The sequence below is a fragment of the Niastella sp. genome, from assembly GCF_045805085.1.
In the GTDB taxonomy this organism is placed as follows: Bacteria; Bacteroidota; Bacteroidia; order Chitinophagales; family Chitinophagaceae; genus Niastella.
The window spans coordinates 1-15,192 of sequence record NZ_JBJMLX010000189.1 but is presented as its reverse complement, the minus strand read 5'-3'; the positions used below and the strand labels follow the sequence as shown (position 1 = coordinate 15,192).

General features: G+C 41.6%; 17 protein-coding genes and 1 pseudogene. 8 read left to right on the top strand and 10 right to left on the bottom strand.

Features of this window, described 5'->3' with window-relative positions; translation table 11 throughout:
- Nucleotides 1-373: hypothetical protein (locus tag ACJ751_RS09685; RefSeq protein ID WP_407745285.1), on the bottom strand; the 373-nt coding region annotated here is incomplete at its 3' end.
- Between the two features lie 209 nt (nt 374-582).
- Nucleotides 583-1,782: a two-component regulator propeller domain-containing protein gene (locus tag ACJ751_RS09680; RefSeq protein ID WP_407745284.1), complete on the bottom strand. Its 1,200-nt coding sequence runs from the start codon at nt 1,780-1,782 to the stop codon at nt 583-585.
- Nucleotides 1,783-1,987: 205 nt separating this feature from the next.
- Here ACJ751_RS09680 and ACJ751_RS09675 point away from each other — a divergent pair, with 205 nt between their 5' ends.
- The gene (locus tag ACJ751_RS09675) at nt 1,988-2,917 is read left to right on the top strand and encodes an alpha/beta hydrolase (RefSeq protein ID WP_407745283.1); all 930 of its coding nucleotides are present in this window, start codon (nt 1,988-1,990) and stop codon (nt 2,915-2,917) included.
- A 56-nt stretch (nt 2,918-2,973) separates the two neighbouring features.
- On the opposite strand, the gene ACJ751_RS09670 is transcribed toward ACJ751_RS09675, so the two are convergent.
- Both ACJ751_RS09670 and ACJ751_RS09665 read right to left on the bottom strand, forming a co-directional pair.
- A complete protein-coding gene (locus ACJ751_RS09670; RefSeq protein ID WP_407745282.1) occupies nt 2,974-3,954 on the bottom strand; it encodes a GlxA family transcriptional regulator in 981 nt (326 codons plus the stop codon).
- Between the two features lie 52 nt (nt 3,955-4,006).
- Complete coding sequence (locus ACJ751_RS09665; RefSeq protein ID WP_407745281.1) at nt 4,007-4,822, bottom strand: M23 family metallopeptidase; 816 nt, start codon at nt 4,820-4,822, stop codon at nt 4,007-4,009.
- Between the two features lie 432 nt (nt 4,823-5,254).
- On the opposite strand from ACJ751_RS09665, the gene ACJ751_RS09660 reads away from it, so the two are divergent.
- The 3 genes from ACJ751_RS09660 to ACJ751_RS09650 all read left to right on the top strand — a co-directional run bounded on the left by ACJ751_RS09660 (nt 5,255) and on the right by ACJ751_RS09650 (nt 7,686).
- A complete protein-coding gene (locus tag ACJ751_RS09660) occupies nt 5,255-5,770 on the top strand; it encodes a MauE/DoxX family redox-associated membrane protein (protein ID WP_407745280.1) in 516 nt (171 codons plus the stop codon).
- Between the two features lie 181 nt (nt 5,771-5,951).
- A complete protein-coding gene (locus ACJ751_RS09655; protein ID WP_407745279.1) occupies nt 5,952-6,257 on the top strand; it encodes a hypothetical protein in 306 nt (101 codons plus the stop codon).
- 220 nt (nt 6,258-6,477) lie between these two features.
- The gene (locus tag ACJ751_RS09650; protein WP_407745278.1) at nt 6,478-7,686 is read left to right on the top strand and encodes an alginate lyase family protein; all 1,209 of its coding nucleotides are present in this window, start codon (nt 6,478-6,480) and stop codon (nt 7,684-7,686) included.
- Between the two features lie 20 nt (nt 7,687-7,706).
- Here the strand turns inward: ACJ751_RS09650 and ACJ751_RS09645 are convergent, their stop codons facing one another.
- Nucleotides 7,707-8,627, bottom strand: a complete 921-nt coding sequence (locus ACJ751_RS09645) for a helix-turn-helix domain-containing protein (RefSeq protein ID WP_407745277.1) — start codon at nt 8,625-8,627, stop codon at nt 7,707-7,709.
- A 163-nt stretch (nt 8,628-8,790) separates the two neighbouring features.
- Between ACJ751_RS09645 and ACJ751_RS09640 the strand changes: the two genes are divergently transcribed.
- Both ACJ751_RS09640 and ACJ751_RS09635 read left to right on the top strand, forming a co-directional pair.
- The gene (locus tag ACJ751_RS09640; protein ID WP_407745276.1) at nt 8,791-9,342 is read left to right on the top strand and encodes a YceI family protein; all 552 of its coding nucleotides are present in this window, start codon (nt 8,791-8,793) and stop codon (nt 9,340-9,342) included.
- A gap of 264 nt (nt 9,343-9,606) precedes the next feature.
- Nucleotides 9,607-10,782: an IPT/TIG domain-containing protein gene (locus ACJ751_RS09635; protein WP_407745275.1), complete on the top strand. Its 1,176-nt coding sequence runs from the start codon at nt 9,607-9,609 to the stop codon at nt 10,780-10,782.
- A 194-nt stretch (nt 10,783-10,976) separates the two neighbouring features.
- Here the strand turns inward: ACJ751_RS09635 and ACJ751_RS09630 are convergent, their stop codons facing one another.
- The 3 genes from ACJ751_RS09630 to ACJ751_RS09620 form a co-directional block, all read right to left on the bottom strand.
- On the bottom strand, nt 10,977-11,402 hold the full coding sequence (locus tag ACJ751_RS09630) for a hypothetical protein (RefSeq protein WP_407745274.1): 426 nt from the start codon (nt 11,400-11,402) through the stop codon (nt 10,977-10,979).
- Between the two features lie 122 nt (nt 11,403-11,524).
- Nucleotides 11,525-11,935 (bottom strand): hypothetical protein, encoded by a 411-nt coding sequence (locus tag ACJ751_RS09625; protein WP_407745273.1) that lies wholly within the window; start codon nt 11,933-11,935, stop codon nt 11,525-11,527.
- 323 nt (nt 11,936-12,258) lie between these two features.
- Nucleotides 12,259-13,191: an NADP-dependent oxidoreductase gene (locus tag ACJ751_RS09620; protein ID WP_407745272.1), complete on the bottom strand. Its 933-nt coding sequence runs from the start codon at nt 13,189-13,191 to the stop codon at nt 12,259-12,261.
- A 189-nt stretch (nt 13,192-13,380) separates the two neighbouring features.
- Here ACJ751_RS09620 and ACJ751_RS09615 point away from each other — a divergent pair, with 189 nt between their 5' ends.
- Together ACJ751_RS09615 and ACJ751_RS09610 are read left to right on the top strand one after the other, a co-directional pair.
- Nucleotides 13,381-13,785, top strand: coding sequence for a ketopantoate reductase family protein (locus tag ACJ751_RS09615; RefSeq protein WP_407745271.1), 405 nt, complete (start codon nt 13,381-13,383; stop codon nt 13,783-13,785).
- Nucleotides 13,781-14,095 (top strand): ketopantoate reductase family protein, encoded by a 315-nt coding sequence (locus ACJ751_RS09610; protein ID WP_407745286.1) that lies wholly within the window; start codon nt 13,781-13,783, stop codon nt 14,093-14,095. Before ACJ751_RS09615 ends, ACJ751_RS09610 begins: the two co-directional genes overlap by 5 nt.
- A 16-nt stretch (nt 14,096-14,111) precedes the next feature.
- On the opposite strand, the gene ACJ751_RS09605 is transcribed toward ACJ751_RS09610, so the two are convergent.
- Both ACJ751_RS09605 and ACJ751_RS09600 read right to left on the bottom strand, forming a co-directional pair.
- A complete protein-coding gene (locus tag ACJ751_RS09605) occupies nt 14,112-14,597 on the bottom strand; it encodes an SRPBCC family protein (RefSeq protein WP_407745270.1) in 486 nt (161 codons plus the stop codon).
- A gap of 208 nt (nt 14,598-14,805) precedes the next feature.
- Nucleotides 14,806-15,192 (bottom strand): annotated as a pseudogene (locus ACJ751_RS09600) (haloalkane dehalogenase); the annotation flags it as partial.

Sequence of the window (15,192 nt, the reverse complement as noted above, 5' to 3'; positions counted from 1 at the left end):
CAACATCAGCAGCCGGTACAGGACAATATGTGGGACATGGTAATCCGCCATCAGCAATAGGCGCTTCAACCACAACCATACCGTTTTCTTTGTAAACTGAGTAATTCAGAATGTTCTGATTTCTTTCACCAACAGGTACAAACACAAACGCCTGCTGACCATCATCATTCAACCCGTTAAAAACGCGGATACCCACACAACCGGGCACCTGCATTAATTGCTCAAAGATATTTCTGCCGTAGAGAATTGATTTAACGGCTTCAGGTTCCTGGTTTTGCCAGGATTCGATCATTTCCTTCGCTTTTTCCAGCGAAATTAAGGCCCCGATTTTATGAATCTCTTTTAGAAAGGCTTTTACTTGTTGCACTGGCATACAATAATGTTTAATGACTAAAAATTGGTTTTGATCACTAAATGTAAAAAGAATAAATGAGGCCAATGCATATAAAAGATTAAAAATTACCTGAAGTTACCTTGTTCGTTTAATGCTATCATATAGTAACAGATACCAATAATGCTAATTATGTATAACAGGGTATGTTTGATTTGCTGAAGTATAGTCGATCGGAACATGAACCCAAATTATTTCTGACCGGCTGCACTTTTAAAGTCCGTGATGGTCTTTCCATCATAACGATACACTCCATCAGAAGCGCTAAACCAAATATTTCCTTTATCGTCCTCTAAAATCCCGGAGATCATTGGTTTATTTGTTATTTCGGTTACAGTTGGCTTTTCATTGGTCAATGACTTTTCATCATAGCGGGAAAGTACCCACCCGCCATTATTAGCTCTTTGTGAACTAGTCCAGATATTTCCTTTTTTATCTTCGTAGATAGATCCAACAAAATTTTGAGTAAACCTGGTAAATGTACTGCCGTCATAGCGCCAAAGGCCATCAAAAGCCCCCAGCCAGATATTGCCTTTTTTATCTTTGATTATCGAACGGACATTTGCAAAAGGTTTACCATCCTTATTAGTTATAGTGGTAAATGTCTTTCCATCATAACCGGAGGCATAACCCTTTGTGCCAAACCAAAGTTTTCCTGTTTTGTCTTCAATGATAGAATTAACAGCATTATGCATCCAACTATTTTCCGGAATCGGATGTTGGTAAATTGAAATATGGAAAGAATCAGTAGAAGTACCAGAAGCGGCTTCTTTCATTTTAAGACTTCGAAAGGACTTCCCGTCGTAACGGCTTGCTCCGTTTTCAGCGCCGAACCAAATATTACCGGTTTTATCTTCATAAATATTCCCAACCCGATCATGAGCAAGCCCATCCCTGGTTGTGAAGTTTTGAAAGGAGTTCCCATCATAACGGCTTACTCCGTTTTCAGTGCCGAACCAAATATTACCAGTTTTATCTTCATACATATTCCCAACCCGATCATTAGCAAGCCCATCCCTGGTTGTGAAATGTTGAAAATCATTCAGGCGGGCATTGTAATAGTAAATACCTGAATCTCTGGTACCGAACCAAAGATTTCCTTTTCGATCTTCCAGAACATTCCAGAAGCGGGCTGAACTCACTTTACTGGTAATATTTGTAAAAGACTTTCCATCATAACGGATAATACCTTCGTTTGAAACAAACCAAATGTTCCCCTTTCGATCCCGCTTGATGGTGCGAACAAAGCTGTTGGGTGCATGGGAAGTGGATACGTGTATGGTTTCAACGGTATCCTGAGCGCCATTTTTTTGTTGGGCCTGTACGGGAAAACAGATCACTCCTGCTAGCATGATAATCAGGCTGTACAAAACATTTCTTTTATTTTTCATATCCTGTTAAAAGTTTGATACAGCGAAACTACTTTGATCCTTTCAGCTTGAATGGTCAGGATTGTAAATTCAAATGTAAACTGTGTAAATTATTGTAAAAGACCCAGGGCGATTCATGGGTTGTCAAAAACACCCCCTTTAAAAGGCACGAATGCCGGTTTTTCAGGGGATGTGGCGGGAGTAATTTTGGTTAAAATTAATTACTATGACAACGGAAACTCAGGTTAACAAACCAAGCAAACAAGTAGAAGAAGTAGGTAAATGGTGGCTGAAGATCGTTGAAGCCGCCCCCAAACATGAGTCGCTCGATGCGGCGCGGGATTTTGGTGAAAACTGGCAAAGTCTTACGGCAGAGCCGGGTGGAGTGGATTATATCGAAACGAACGCGGGGGGTGTGCCGGCCATGTGGGCAGTGCCGAAAGAGGCCGTGCAAGACAGGGTCCTGCTGTGTCTTCACGGCGGCGGCTTCTTTTCAGGTTCTATGTATACACACCGGAAAATGTTTGCTCACCTGGCGAAAGCCGCCGGCGCCAGGGCATTGATCCTGGACTATCGCCGCTCCCCCGAGCATGTGCATCCGGCGCAGGTCAACGATACGGTTGCGGCGTATGAATGGCTGCTAAGCCAGGGAATAGAGCCCCATCACATCGCCTTTACAGGAGATTCGGCAGGGGGCGGCCTGGCGATAACCGGGTTGTTGCTTGCCCGGGACAAAGGTCTTCCTTTACCGGCTGCGGCATTACCGATGTCTCCCTGGTTTGATATGGAAGCAGTCGGAGATTCAATGGACTCCAATAACGGGAAGGATCTGTTGCTGCAGCGCGATTGGGTAAAGTCTATGGCGCTGATGTTTGTGGGAGAAGGGGGCAATATCAAAGATCAGTATGCAAATCCGTTGTATGGAGATCTGAAGGGGTTGCCGCCGATCTATATCCATGTTGGCGGAGACGAGGTATTACTGGATGATAGCCGGCGTTTGGCGGAGAAGGCCATGCAGGCTGGTGTTGATATAAAGGTGGACATTTTCCCGGGCATGCAACATACGTTTCAGATGGCTGCGGGACGTGCTCCGGAATCGAACGACTCTATTAACAGGCTCGCCGAATGGGTAAAACCCAAACTTGGATTGCTTTAACCACAAACACAATCGTACCCCCAGCGTGCTGACATGGTTCGGCTGGGCGGTGCCAATCATAACATGGCTGTCTTTCGCGCATATTTTTTTCGGTAATCGCGCGGAGACATGCCTGTCAGTTTCTTGAAGACCATTCTGAATGTCTTAATATCTTCGTAGCCGGCCACACCGGCGAGGTCGTTCAACTGCAGATCGTCACTTTCCAGCGCTTTCTTTGCCGCTTCTACCCTCACCCGCTGAAGATATTCTATCGGCGTATTATTGGTGGCCGCTTTAAAGCGACGGATAAAATTTCTTCTGCTGGTATGAGTTAAGGCCGACACCTGGTCGATAGAGATATTGGAGGAATAATTCTGCTCGATATAAGCCTGGATCTTCAGGATTTCGTCATCATTATGTTGACGCTGACCTGTAAATACGGCAAAATGAGCCTGGCTTAAGGAATCGGTGTCGATAGAATACGCCTTGCTGACTGCGAGGGCGGTTTCCCGCCCGCAAAACCTTTCGATCAGGTAAAGGATCAGCTTTAGCGAAGCAAAGGCGCCGCCACCGGTGTAAATCCCATCCTGATCGGTGATAACCTTGTCAGATCGCAATCTTACCTGCGGGTACCGCAATTGCATTTCATCGGTCACCGACCAATGGGATGTAGCCGCCTTACCGTTTAGTAATCCGGCTTCCGCCAAAAAGAAGCTTCCGACGCAAAGGCTGGCAATCTCTGTTCCGGATCTTCGCATCGATTTGATCCATTCGATGATGGCCCCATGTTTCTCGAGGATACTTTTGCTCGCGCCGTCGAATCCGGGGATGACGATAAGATCTGTTTGGGTTACATGGTGGATAGTAACCTGGCGAATAAAGCGAGCGGTTCCCCCCAACTGGATACTTTCGGGTCTCTCGCTCACCAGTTCCAGGTCGAAAGCAGGTGATTCACCAATTCTTTCAAGATAACGATTTGCGCCGGAGAAAAGATCCAAAGCGCTGGTTGCGCTTGACCAGTATACATCTTCATGGATCACAATCGATAGTTTCTTCATTGATAAGCAGTATAATTTATTGTAACAGATAGTTTTTCAAATAACACGGGCATTAATAATCCCTCTTGTACTCTTTGTCTTCCATCAGGAGTACAACATTTTCTCCTTTGTCAATCCTGAATTTGGTTTCCAGTGTTTGCCATTTGTCAAAGGCTGGCAGAAAACAGGCAAAATGTAAATGCGGTCCGCTTGACCAGCCAACATTGCCACTGTACCCAATAACACTCCCTTTCTGTATGTAGTCTCCGGGTTTCAGTTTCGAGCCGTTGTATTGTATGTGGGCATAGTATGCATAAGTGCCATCAGCATGCATGATTATAATATAGTTATTGTATTTTTTGCATTCCTCCCTTGGACACGATTCGGTGTTGTTTTGTACAACCTGAACAACCCTGCCTTCCCTGGCCGCTATTATTTCAGTGCCTTCCGGCATTGTAAAGTCAATGGCTTTTTCGTTTTGATGGGAAAATATACCGTTGTATCCCTGATGAACCCTGAATGATTTACCTTTTTGAAATGGCAGATCATATACAAATGACGTATCGTATTTTTTTACCGTTATATCGCCCAGCGCAGTTTTGTAATTGTAATGGAATTTTGTTTCATCGTTTTTTTTCACTGGTGTCAGTTCGCCAATTCTGTATCGTTCAGTTTTGGGTGGGATTACAAAAACTTTTTTATCCTTATCTGAAAAAGCCAGATTTGACAAATCCAGGTCTATAGTAAGAGATACAGGGCACAACTCATTATTGTCGGCATAGATCACGAATTCCTGCTCCCTTCTTTCATAAAATACTTTTGTCGCTTGAGCCATGCCGCTGAAAGCCAGGTTAACACACAGGAAAAGACTACAGAAAAATACTTTCATGCAAATATTTCTTTTTAGAAAAGTGGCTAAAGTTATTCCGACTTACCCTCCGGAACCAGGTTGAACGCATACCGTCATTTCATCTATTGTCAATCTGCTAAAATCGAACGAGTGTATAGTTTGAAGTTACTTGATTTTGGTATCTTTCGGAGACCGGAGACGCGAAAATAACATATATAAACACAACACATATGTGGGTCGCCGTGTTTTCACTATCTCAATGGAACCTGGTATAATACTCCCGAAGTAGTTTTTCATGTCGGCGTCTATACCACTTGCTGAACGCTTTAGCTATTATATTTCGCGTTCTACTCCTACCTCGCAAAAAAAATGCATTACTAATTGCAAATTGTGCAAACACGATAAATGAGGTGAACTAACTTGCATCCAGTTGAAACGGCAATGCGCCCTCGCTAATTAAAAACCGTACTTATGAAAAATGCTACCTTATCCGGCAGCGCCATACAAAGAAATGGTTTTATGAATTTTGTTGTTGCGAAAAGAACTACGATCGTAGAAGTGATTTCGGCGTTGTTTATATTGTTGTTTGTGTATACGGCAATTAATAAATTTCTTGTTCTTGAAGATCTAAAACATGTATTAAAAAGCTTTCCCCTTATTGGCAGTTTTCCGCAAGTTATAGCCTGGGGGCTACCTGTCAGTGAATCAATTATAGCATTGCTATTATTTATACCCCGCACTAAATTATCAGGTCTTTATGGTTCACTGGCGATGATGACAGCATTTACCTTTTATCTTGGTTTTATGCTTGTATTTACACCTAAATTACCTTGTACCTGTGGCGGCATGCTACAGAAATTAAGCTGGCCGCAGCATTTTATATTCAATATATTTTTTGTTTTTCTCGCCATTGTTGCCATTCGGCTATATAAAAAGCAACAGGTTACTGGAGAAATTACAGAAACCCCGCCCGTCCTATTTACATAACCCAAATGCACTATTTATTACTGAAAATTCGTAGAGATTTTACTTGTTGGTTCCAACACTACAACTGGAGTTGCGCAGCTCAGGTTGTAAGCGGTAACCACCGCCGCTAAGGTGGTAAATCAGGGAAAGCCGAAAACCTGTTAAAAGAGTAGGCAATCATTAACATAAAAAATCTCATTTTATGAAAAAGTATTTATTAAGCGCATCAGCCATTGCTTTGGCGGTTGGGTTCTCTGCTTTCACAGTTAAAAAAGATATTACGCTTTATCTGTATGATGGTTTGCAGTCAGAAAGTGAAAGAAAAGTTGCAACTAATTATACCAAATCTGATGATGACATAATCTGCTTTGGTTCTGGCAATGAGTGCGCCGTTTTGATGTCATCTGACAATGGAGATCATCCTGATTTTACAAACGTTACCTTCCAACCTGGTACTGGATTTCCTAAAAGTGGAGGTGCATTGTTAGCTAATATGCGAAAGAATTAATAATTGGCGCTCCTTCAACTCATAAAACAACTATGATGTAGTTGAAAGCGGAAGCAATTAAGATTAAAGATCGAGTAGAAAGAGGGTGTCTCAAAGTAATTTTGGGCGCCCTTTTTCATTTTTAGTTTTTAGGGCGGCTTTAACCACCGGAAGAATAACAACTAATGACCCACATAAGCTAACCTATGATTTGGCACACTTGTTGAGTGCAGGTGAACTTATGAAGAAAAACTTCAAGGTCTTAATCTGTGCCCTTACGCTATTGGCATCTGTTGCCTGCAAAAAAGATGGGAAATCTACCACTGCTCAGGTTCTCAATGACCATGACACTGCATTCGTACACCCGGGGCTGTTAAGTACACAGGCCTCATTTGATCGCATGAAGACAAAAGTAGATTCAAAGGTCGAGCCCTGGCTGTCGGGTTGGAATGTACTAACAGCCAATCCCCATTCCTCACTTACCTGGAGCATTAACCCGGCCCCTATCATATACAGGGGCAGCGATGGTGTGCATGGTGAGAATTATTCCCTATTGTTCAATGATGTAGCAGCCGCATATGCTACTGCTGTCAGATGGAAGGTATCAGGAGATGAAAGTTATGCAAAGAAATCTATTTCAATTATGAATGCCTGGTCTTCCACTTTAACAAGGCTTGCAGGTTCCAATGACTCTATACTGGCGGCTGGTTTGTATGGTTATGAGTTTGCCAATGCCGGAGAGATCATGAGGGGTTATAAAGGCTGGAGTGCATCTGATTTTGCCCTTTTTCAGAAAATGATGCTAAATATATTTTACAAAGTAAATCATACTTTTCTTACAAGAACGGAAAGATGTATGTCTCATTATTATGCCAACTGGGACTTGTGCAACATGTGTTCGGTATTGGCTATAGGCGTACTCTGTGATGACAGAGATATCTATAACGAGGGTATTTCATACTTTAAATATGGACCTGGAAATGGCGCTATTAAAAATGCAGTCTATTATATCCATCCTGACGGATCGGGTCAATGGCAGGAAAGTGGCCGTGATCAGGGACATACTATGCTGGGCATTGCACTTATGGGCGCTTTCTGTGAAATGGCGTGGAGCCAGGGAGATGATATGTTTGGTTATGATGATAACCGTTTTCTCAAAGGAGCGGAATATGTAGCAAAATACAACCTGATGGAAAATGTCCCATTTGTATCATATTCTAATTGTGTGGGTGTAAACCAAACCGTGATCAGCGATGCATCCCGTGGTAATTCACGACCGGTATGGGAACTGGTATACAACCACTATGTAAAACGTAAAGGTTTATCAGCACCATACAGCGCCCGATATGCAGCGAAAGTAAGGCCGGAAGGTGGAGGGGGCAATTATGGCTCTGGTTCCGGGGGATATGATCAGTTAGGGTATGGTACATTGACATGTACATTGGAATAGATTTTTAATAAACGTCGATTTCATCTATTAAATGAGTGTCGAAATTCCAAAGGTGTTTGGGCGGTTTTAATCCTGAACAGCTTATTAAAAGACTGCGGATGTTTGAATCCTAATTCATAAGCAATTTCTGATACGGATAGATCGGTAGTAGATAGCTTTTCCTTTGCGAAGTCCAGTAACCTGTCTTGCAGAAACTGTTGCGTAGTTTGTCCTGTGATGGTTCTAAGTAAGCGACTTAAGTAATTGGATGAAATATGCAATGCGTCGGCTATATACTGAACTGTAGGCATCCCTCTTATTGCCAGGTCGTTATTTTTAAAATAGTCACTGATCAAAATCTCCAACTGTTCTAAAATTCCATAATTATACTTCTTCCTGGTAATAAATTGCCTTTGATAAAATCGCTCCGAATAAGCTAATATCAATTCGATCTGGGCCAGTACAATATCCTGGCTGTATGCATCGATCCCATTATGATATTCCTGTGATATATCTTCGAAAATATTTATAATAGTGGATTCTTCTTTTGCAGAAAGATGCAGCGCCTCATTAACATTGTAATTGAAATATTCGTATTGCTTAATTTTTTTTGCCAGAGGTGTATTCCATAGAAAATCAGGATGGATAAGCAATATCCATCCGGAATGATTAGATCTTTCTATTGATGCATCGATGCTTATTATCTGCTTAGGCAACATGAAATGTAATACACCTTTGTTAAAATCAATTTCCTGCTGCCCATACCAAAATTTTGCGTTGACGTTCTTTTTTAATGCAATGGTATAAAAGTTTCGAATTAAACTTGCAATACCGCCTTCTGGCTTCCAGTTCGTCTCTTCACATCTTGTAATACTTAATAACGGATGCTCCGGTTCAGGACGATTGCTTAACCGGTGGAATTCAGCAATGGTGTTGACATAGATCTTATTCGGAGCTATCATGTTGAACTATTTTTCCTTGTTACAAATTTAGTCCGTTTTTTTAAAGGATCCGCCCCGTTTTATGACAAGGTCAGATTTGACTACAGCAAAGTCAGATCTGGCTACATGCATTTGCGGTTCATTTTCGAACCTTGTGTTCTTAATAATCATTAAAAGAACAGCAATGAGTACTGTAAAGTGGCTATCGGATCCTGCACATAGCGAATTAAATTTTAAGATCAGGCACCTGATGATCAGCAATGTTTCTGGCTTCATCAGGAGCTTTCAGGTAGAGGCAGAAACTCAGGGAGAGGATTTTAGTAATGCTTCTATATTGCTGACTGCGGACATCAGTTCGCTCAATACTAATAATGAGCAAAGAGACAAACACCTGCATTCAAAGGATTTTTTTGAAGTAGACAATTATCCCGATTTGACATTCAGGTCAACGAATATTGAAAAGATGAACGATGAAATTTTCATCTTATACGGTGAATTAACCTTAAAAGGTATAACGAAAGCCGTTGTCTTACACGTGGAATTTAGTGGCATCATAAAGGACCCCATGCGAGGTACAAAAGCTGGTTTCACTGTGACAGGTAAAATTAATCGTAGTGATTGGGGCATTAGTTTTAACCGTATCCTGGAATCAGGGGGAGTAGGATTGGGAGAAGAGGTGAAGATTACAAGTGAAATACAGTTGGCAAAGCAGGATGCCCCCCTGCCCTTTTCCTGAAAAAATACCGCGTTTAGTCCAACTTTCTCCGTGATTGCGATCTGTTTCTGCGTACTGTTTATTTGTTGCTTTGCACAAAAGTATCAAAATACCGATCTATTATAAAACGCAGACATTCTAAACCGTCAATACACTGAAATTATCAATCCATGACAGTTAAACAAATGACCAACTGATTATCTGAGTAGGAATTTTTAATAAAACCAGGTTGTATAAGTAAAGTAATATAAAATGACTACAAAGAACCCAGTAAATAATTTAACTATGAAAATTAGAAATGTAACTTCTATCCTCATGCTTAGCGCCTTTATCCTTTTTACAATGTGTAAAAAAGAAAAGAATAACTCACCCAATCCACCAGGCAATACCGGTAATGGCTCAAACACTAATCGTCCCCAATTGGTAAGTTTTTCTCCGGAAAAAGGGGCTATTGGAGATACTGTTAGTATTACAGGCGTAAATTTTACCGGTAATTCCAATAGTTTAAAGGTGAGCTTTGGCAATACACCAACAAATGTAATGAGTGCAAGTACCTCTACAACCAACAATGTAAAGTACACAGTGATTAAAGTATTGGTACCTGAAATGGCCGATATTTCCACAAAGATAAATTTGCAGGTAGACACCTTGTTATTGACCTCTGAAAAAAGTTTTACCAGGATAGCTGTTACGGAATTTACAGGCTTTTCACCAGCTAATGGATATATTGGAGATACCATTACCCTTACTGGGGCGTTTTATGAAAAAACCCCTGTGGTGAGCTTTGGAGATGTGGCTGCTAAGGTGATTTCAAAAGATAGTAAAACGCTAAAGGCAATAGTACCGGATGATATTGCGAATGCAACTGCTGCAATCAACGTAGCTATTGACGGACAAACAATAACCAGTAAAACATCCTTTACTTTGAATGCGCCGGTGATTGATGCTATAGATCCTACAACAGCATTTTTAGGACAGGGGATAAGAATAAAAGGAAAAGGATTTCGTAATTCTTACAAGTACAAACAGGTGTACCTCGATAATTCGCTTATAACTGCCACTCCCGAAAGCAATACGTCAATATTTTTTAACATACAAAATGTCGGGACTGGATTACACAATATTGCTGTAGAAGTTGCTGGTTTAAAAACCCAGGCAAAGGACGCTGTGAAGCTGATTGCGCCGGAAATTACTGCTGTTACACCGGATTCTGTTACAGAAGACGATATCCTTATTATTAAGGGGCATCACCTGCTTTCTCCTAATGAGGTGCCAACATTTGTTACAACAGTGGATAATAATGGCATGCTCAGAAATTTTATCATTCAGTCCATCACAGACGATGAAATCCATGTGATAATTCCTATATTAGGTGTAGGAAAATATAAGATAACGGTAGCCGTATTACGCTCATCAGTTACATATGATATACCGTTTACCTGGTATAAGGAACCAATTTAATATAATAACATATAAAGCTTTTAAAGTCCCGGCCTGGTGACTTTAAAAGCTTTAACTTAAAATAGGCCAGCCGAAGCGTTTCATTTATTTTGTACCCTCTATAGACCGTATCGCAAATTATCTCAGTTGTCTCGAGATTTTCGTCTCCACTTGTTGCAACATTCTTCTCATTTCATTCAATGATAATTTGATTATCAAATAGCGATTTGAAAATTAAGATTGCGGAAAGATATCCTCGCAAGTGTCAAGCAAGATTGCATAAAAGATCTTACCCTTAAACCTGCCTCTTCATAATTTTTAACAGCCATGTCGTAATAAGAGGTGTCATCCATGTTATATAGATAATGAGCAATATCACCGAGAAGCAAAAGTGTTTCTTCATTCTTTGTCGTGAGCGCTAAAAAGCTATTGTAGTGCTCACGAAGTTGGGTTATCAGGTCCTGTTTCGGCTTGTCATAATTCCATTCGTTTGTCCAGTTTTCATAATATTTTTTGTTGTTTTTAACAAAATTAAAAGCTGAAATAAGTTTGTTGTCATTGCTGATTTTGGAAATATCAATATAGTCGACATTAGCAAATGTTCGAACGACTGTCAGCGTGAGGATTAAAAAGGTAGCCAAGGGTCTCATTTATCTATTTTGATTTATATGTTAGACTGAACACCTGATCGCCAAACTTCGCGTGGCAGAATCGGGCTCATCATTGAAGATCTGCTTCATGGTGTGCATACAGAATTGAACTTTCACCGAACCCGCACTTGCACTTTTATTGGTTTGCTTTCTTCGCCATTCGGGTCAACGTCCCAATAATACACTTTGTCATCCTCTTTGAACACTCTGTTTTGGAGATCTGCCGGTTTGAAATCTTCACAGTCAGTCGCAATTAAAAATGGCTCAATGATCTTAGTCCACCGTTTGTTTTTGAAGCTGTAGGTAGTCCACATGTATACACAGCCGTTTTCGGGCGCGTTAAAAACGGAAATTTCTCTTGATTTGTCGCCGTTAAGATCTCCTTCATTAACGAGGATTACGTCACAACACCCAAGCTGCATTGCTGGAATGCTTTTGTCACTGAAGAAAAGTGTCCAACGGTGGGGAGCTTTTGTCTTTTGATTAGCTGTCACTCTGAGAAAAGCAGTGTCTGTTTTTCCCATCACCGTTAAAGTAGCCAGCTATCTTTTGTCCAACAGCAAGCAGCTTTTGTGAAAAGCAAGCTATCGAAGTAAGAAGTGTCATACCAATGAGAAAGAAATGTCGCATGTCGATTTTAACCTTATAAAGTACTGATTTGAATTGATCTTACATTATATTTCCGCTATTACTTTTAGCAGAAAACAAAGGGTTAACCCCCGGAACAAAAAGAGGGGTTCAACAAAAGCCTTCAAAGCAGACGACCTGACTGTAAATCCTACATAACAAGTTTAACAGGGCTGCGATTGCTTCCCTATTATTTCGAAACAACGCCGCCGGGTATTATTCATTCACTGACCTGCAACACGATCTTTCCTTTTTTTCCGGGTTGATATATTTTTTCAAATGCTTTGCGTGCCTCAGCAAGAGGAATAATAGCGCCTACTACCGGACTGAGATGTCCGCGATCAATGAGCCGGGCAATTTCCATCAATTGCAAACGATTACTCTTTACAATAAAAAATATTCCCCGCACGCCCCATGCTGCTGGTGGTTGTTTGATTGATTCCCCAGCAATTGACACCAATATGCCGCCCCTTTTCAGTACCTGCCAGGAACGATCTTGTGTTTCACCCCCGATACTATCCAGTACGAGATCCACCTCGCTGACCACTTTCTCAAATTGTTCTGATCGGTAATTTATCACCTGATGGGCCCCCAGGCTTTTTACAAGATCAATACTTTCTGCATCTGAGGTTCCTATAACATTTGCTCCCCGCCAGCGGGCAATCTGTACTGCCAGGCTAGCTACCCCTCCTGCAGCGCCATGGATCAACACTTTCTGACCAGGCAACAAACCACCATGCTCAAATAAAGCCTGCCAGGCAGTAAGCGCAGCCAGGGGAATCGATGCTGCCTGAACAGCATTCAGCGTTAACGGTTGGGGAGCAAGGCTCCGGGCTTCCACAGCAACATATTCCGCCGCAGTACCATTCCTGAAAAAGGAAGTAAGCCCATATACATGGTCACCGACAGCAATTCCTGTTGTTCCATGAGAAATTTTCTCAACAATACCACAAAGCTCATGTCCCGGAATGGCAGGCAACCTGCTATTGCCTTTTTCATCAACATAGGTGGGTTCCCAGTTTAATTCATTAGCGGTAATTCCCGAAGCAAGCACCCTTACCAGGGCATCTCCTTCCAATAGGTCGGGAACGGGGGCCTCTTCATAAACGATCTGTTCAACCCCTCCTTTTGCATGCAAACGAATAGCTTTCATATAATTTTTTTAATGTATTCCCTATTAAGCAGCAAAATCCAAACCATCCAATAGTTTTCTACTATTGGCATAAGCCCCTTCACCCTGCCCGCACGGGTCATTCGTTTCTGGTTGCTTCTTTTCTTCTTCTGCATCTGAACTAAATTTGTGCTTATCCGTTATAGAGGCAGATTATAAAAAAACTTAATAATGCACATCTACCTCGTCGGCAATGGCGTAATTGCAAAATCTCTGGCAGTGTCCCTTCTATCGAACAACAGAAAGGTAACCATTTTAAGAGGAAGTGTTGACCAACAACCAGTCACTTCTGAGGTGATCCGACTGGAAGCGGGCAACGAATTGTTACAGGCGGAGGTGAACATCAGTACTATCAGCAATTATGACAAACTGGGGGGATTGATCCTGCTTACTACCAAAACCTTTGGCAACAAAGCTATCGCCGATAAACTACGTGGTAAAGTGGGTACTTCACCCGTTGTATTATTACAAAATGGTTTGCATATAGAAAGTAGTTTTATGGATTTTCCTGCGCTTTACAGATGTGCGCTGTTTGCCACCAGCCAAATGGATGACGAAGGGAAAATAGGAAATTGACAACGGTATATTTCATCGCAACGCAGTTGCTTTGGAAATGGCCAAACAGGTGATTACAGAATGTCTGGCGGTGGCCCATCAGCATAATATAAATCTGAGTTTCGAGGATGTACTAAATAATTTATTATCCTTAAGCAAACTATCAGACGGTCAGAAGATCTCCACCTACCAGGACATTCTGAACAAAAGGGAAACAGAAATAGACACCCTCAACTTTGCCATTGCCCAGGCCGCAGGCGATCTGCCGGTACCTGCTACCGCATTGTTAGGAAAACTGGCTAAACTCAAATCTGATCTGTCCAGGTTATAATGAGGCTTATAAGGGATTAGTAGCCTGACAACTTTTTCTCAGTTTCAGTTTGCGGGCTTCCAGTCATATTGGGTTCTCCTTTGCCTGTGGTAATGAATTTTTGTAAACTATTCTGGATGTAATGGGTCCAGCCCTGGTGACAGGCTTCATAGCACTCATCTGTAGGCTGCAGGCCAACGTGCGTAAATGTGAGGTTAGTTTTGCCGTCCTGAACATTTATATCAAAAACCACTTTGGTGTTTACCCATTCTGTTTTGTCATTAGTAAAATTGAAATCATTCTCAAGTATATGCCACACTACTTTTTTGTCGGGCATTAATTCCAGCACCTTTACCTTACATGAATGTATATCTTCAAAATGATAGTCAAATACATCGTTTAATTTGTTGGTAGAACCTACAATTTCTTCAGACCACCAGGCACGAGGATCATTAATAGCATTAAATATTTCTTTAGGAGATTTGTCTGACAAGAATGTTGTTGTAAAATCCTGACTTTTCATTTTTCAAAAATTTAATTGTTTCAATTCATAAATCCGGAAAACAAACTTACTATTGAATTATTACTTATACAGGGTGCGAGATGGACTTTCTAATGGGGTGATTTGGACAATAATTTCAGGCATTGGCACTAACAGGAGACGAACGTGAGCGGGATGTGGGTTCGCGCTGACCTCCCCGATGGTTAAGCCAGCGCGATCCTCACTTATATTAGCGCAACTTTTTTACAAATGCGGCAATTGCCTGTCCAATTTCCATAGGGCTGTCTTCCTGTAAAAAATGTTTTCCCTTTACCGTTATCTCAGTTTGATTAGGCCATGTACTGCAAAATTTTCGAACACTGTCATTTTCCACTGCGCCGGGATTACCATGGATCCAAAGCTTAGGAACAGGACTTTGTGTAAGCCAGTTTCCATATTCAGCTACTACTTCCGCCACTTCTTTTGGCGCTCCGTCCAAAGGCATTTGACGGGGAAACGATAAGGTGGGGCGACGATCCTCTCCCTCGTTCAGATAAGGCCGCCGGTACTCCGCTTTTTCCGCATCGCTGAGTTCCCGGAAAATTCCTGCCGGCAATACTTTTTCAATAAACACATT

Coding starts and splice junctions, on each gene's coding strand:
- ACJ751_RS09680 (WP_407745284.1), bottom strand. CDS start 1,782: ATGAAAAATAAAAGAAATGTTTTGTACAGCCTGATTATCATGCTAGCA.
- ACJ751_RS09675 (WP_407745283.1), top strand. CDS start 1,988: ATGACAACGGAAACTCAGGTTAACAAACCAAGCAAACAAGTAGAAGAA.
- ACJ751_RS09670 (WP_407745282.1), bottom strand. CDS start 3,954: ATGAAGAAACTATCGATTGTGATCCATGAAGATGTATACTGGTCAAGC.
- ACJ751_RS09665 (WP_407745281.1), bottom strand. CDS start 4,822: ATGAAAGTATTTTTCTGTAGTCTTTTCCTGTGTGTTAACCTGGCTTTC.
- ACJ751_RS09660 (WP_407745280.1), top strand. CDS start 5,255: ATGAAAAATGCTACCTTATCCGGCAGCGCCATACAAAGAAATGGTTTT.
- ACJ751_RS09655 (WP_407745279.1), top strand. CDS start 5,952: ATGAAAAAGTATTTATTAAGCGCATCAGCCATTGCTTTGGCGGTTGGG.
- ACJ751_RS09650 (WP_407745278.1), top strand. CDS start 6,478: ATGAAGAAAAACTTCAAGGTCTTAATCTGTGCCCTTACGCTATTGGCA.
- ACJ751_RS09645 (WP_407745277.1), bottom strand. CDS start 8,627: ATGATAGCTCCGAATAAGATCTATGTCAACACCATTGCTGAATTCCAC.
- ACJ751_RS09640 (WP_407745276.1), top strand. CDS start 8,791: ATGAGTACTGTAAAGTGGCTATCGGATCCTGCACATAGCGAATTAAAT.
- ACJ751_RS09635 (WP_407745275.1), top strand. CDS start 9,607: ATGAAAATTAGAAATGTAACTTCTATCCTCATGCTTAGCGCCTTTATC.
- ACJ751_RS09625 (WP_407745273.1), bottom strand. CDS start 11,935: ATGGGAAAAACAGACACTGCTTTTCTCAGAGTGACAGCTAATCAAAAG.
- ACJ751_RS09620 (WP_407745272.1), bottom strand. CDS start 13,191: ATGAAAGCTATTCGTTTGCATGCAAAAGGAGGGGTTGAACAGATCGTT.
- ACJ751_RS09615 (WP_407745271.1), top strand. CDS start 13,381: ATGCACATCTACCTCGTCGGCAATGGCGTAATTGCAAAATCTCTGGCA.
- ACJ751_RS09605 (WP_407745270.1), bottom strand. CDS start 14,597: ATGAAAAGTCAGGATTTTACAACAACATTCTTGTCAGACAAATCTCCT.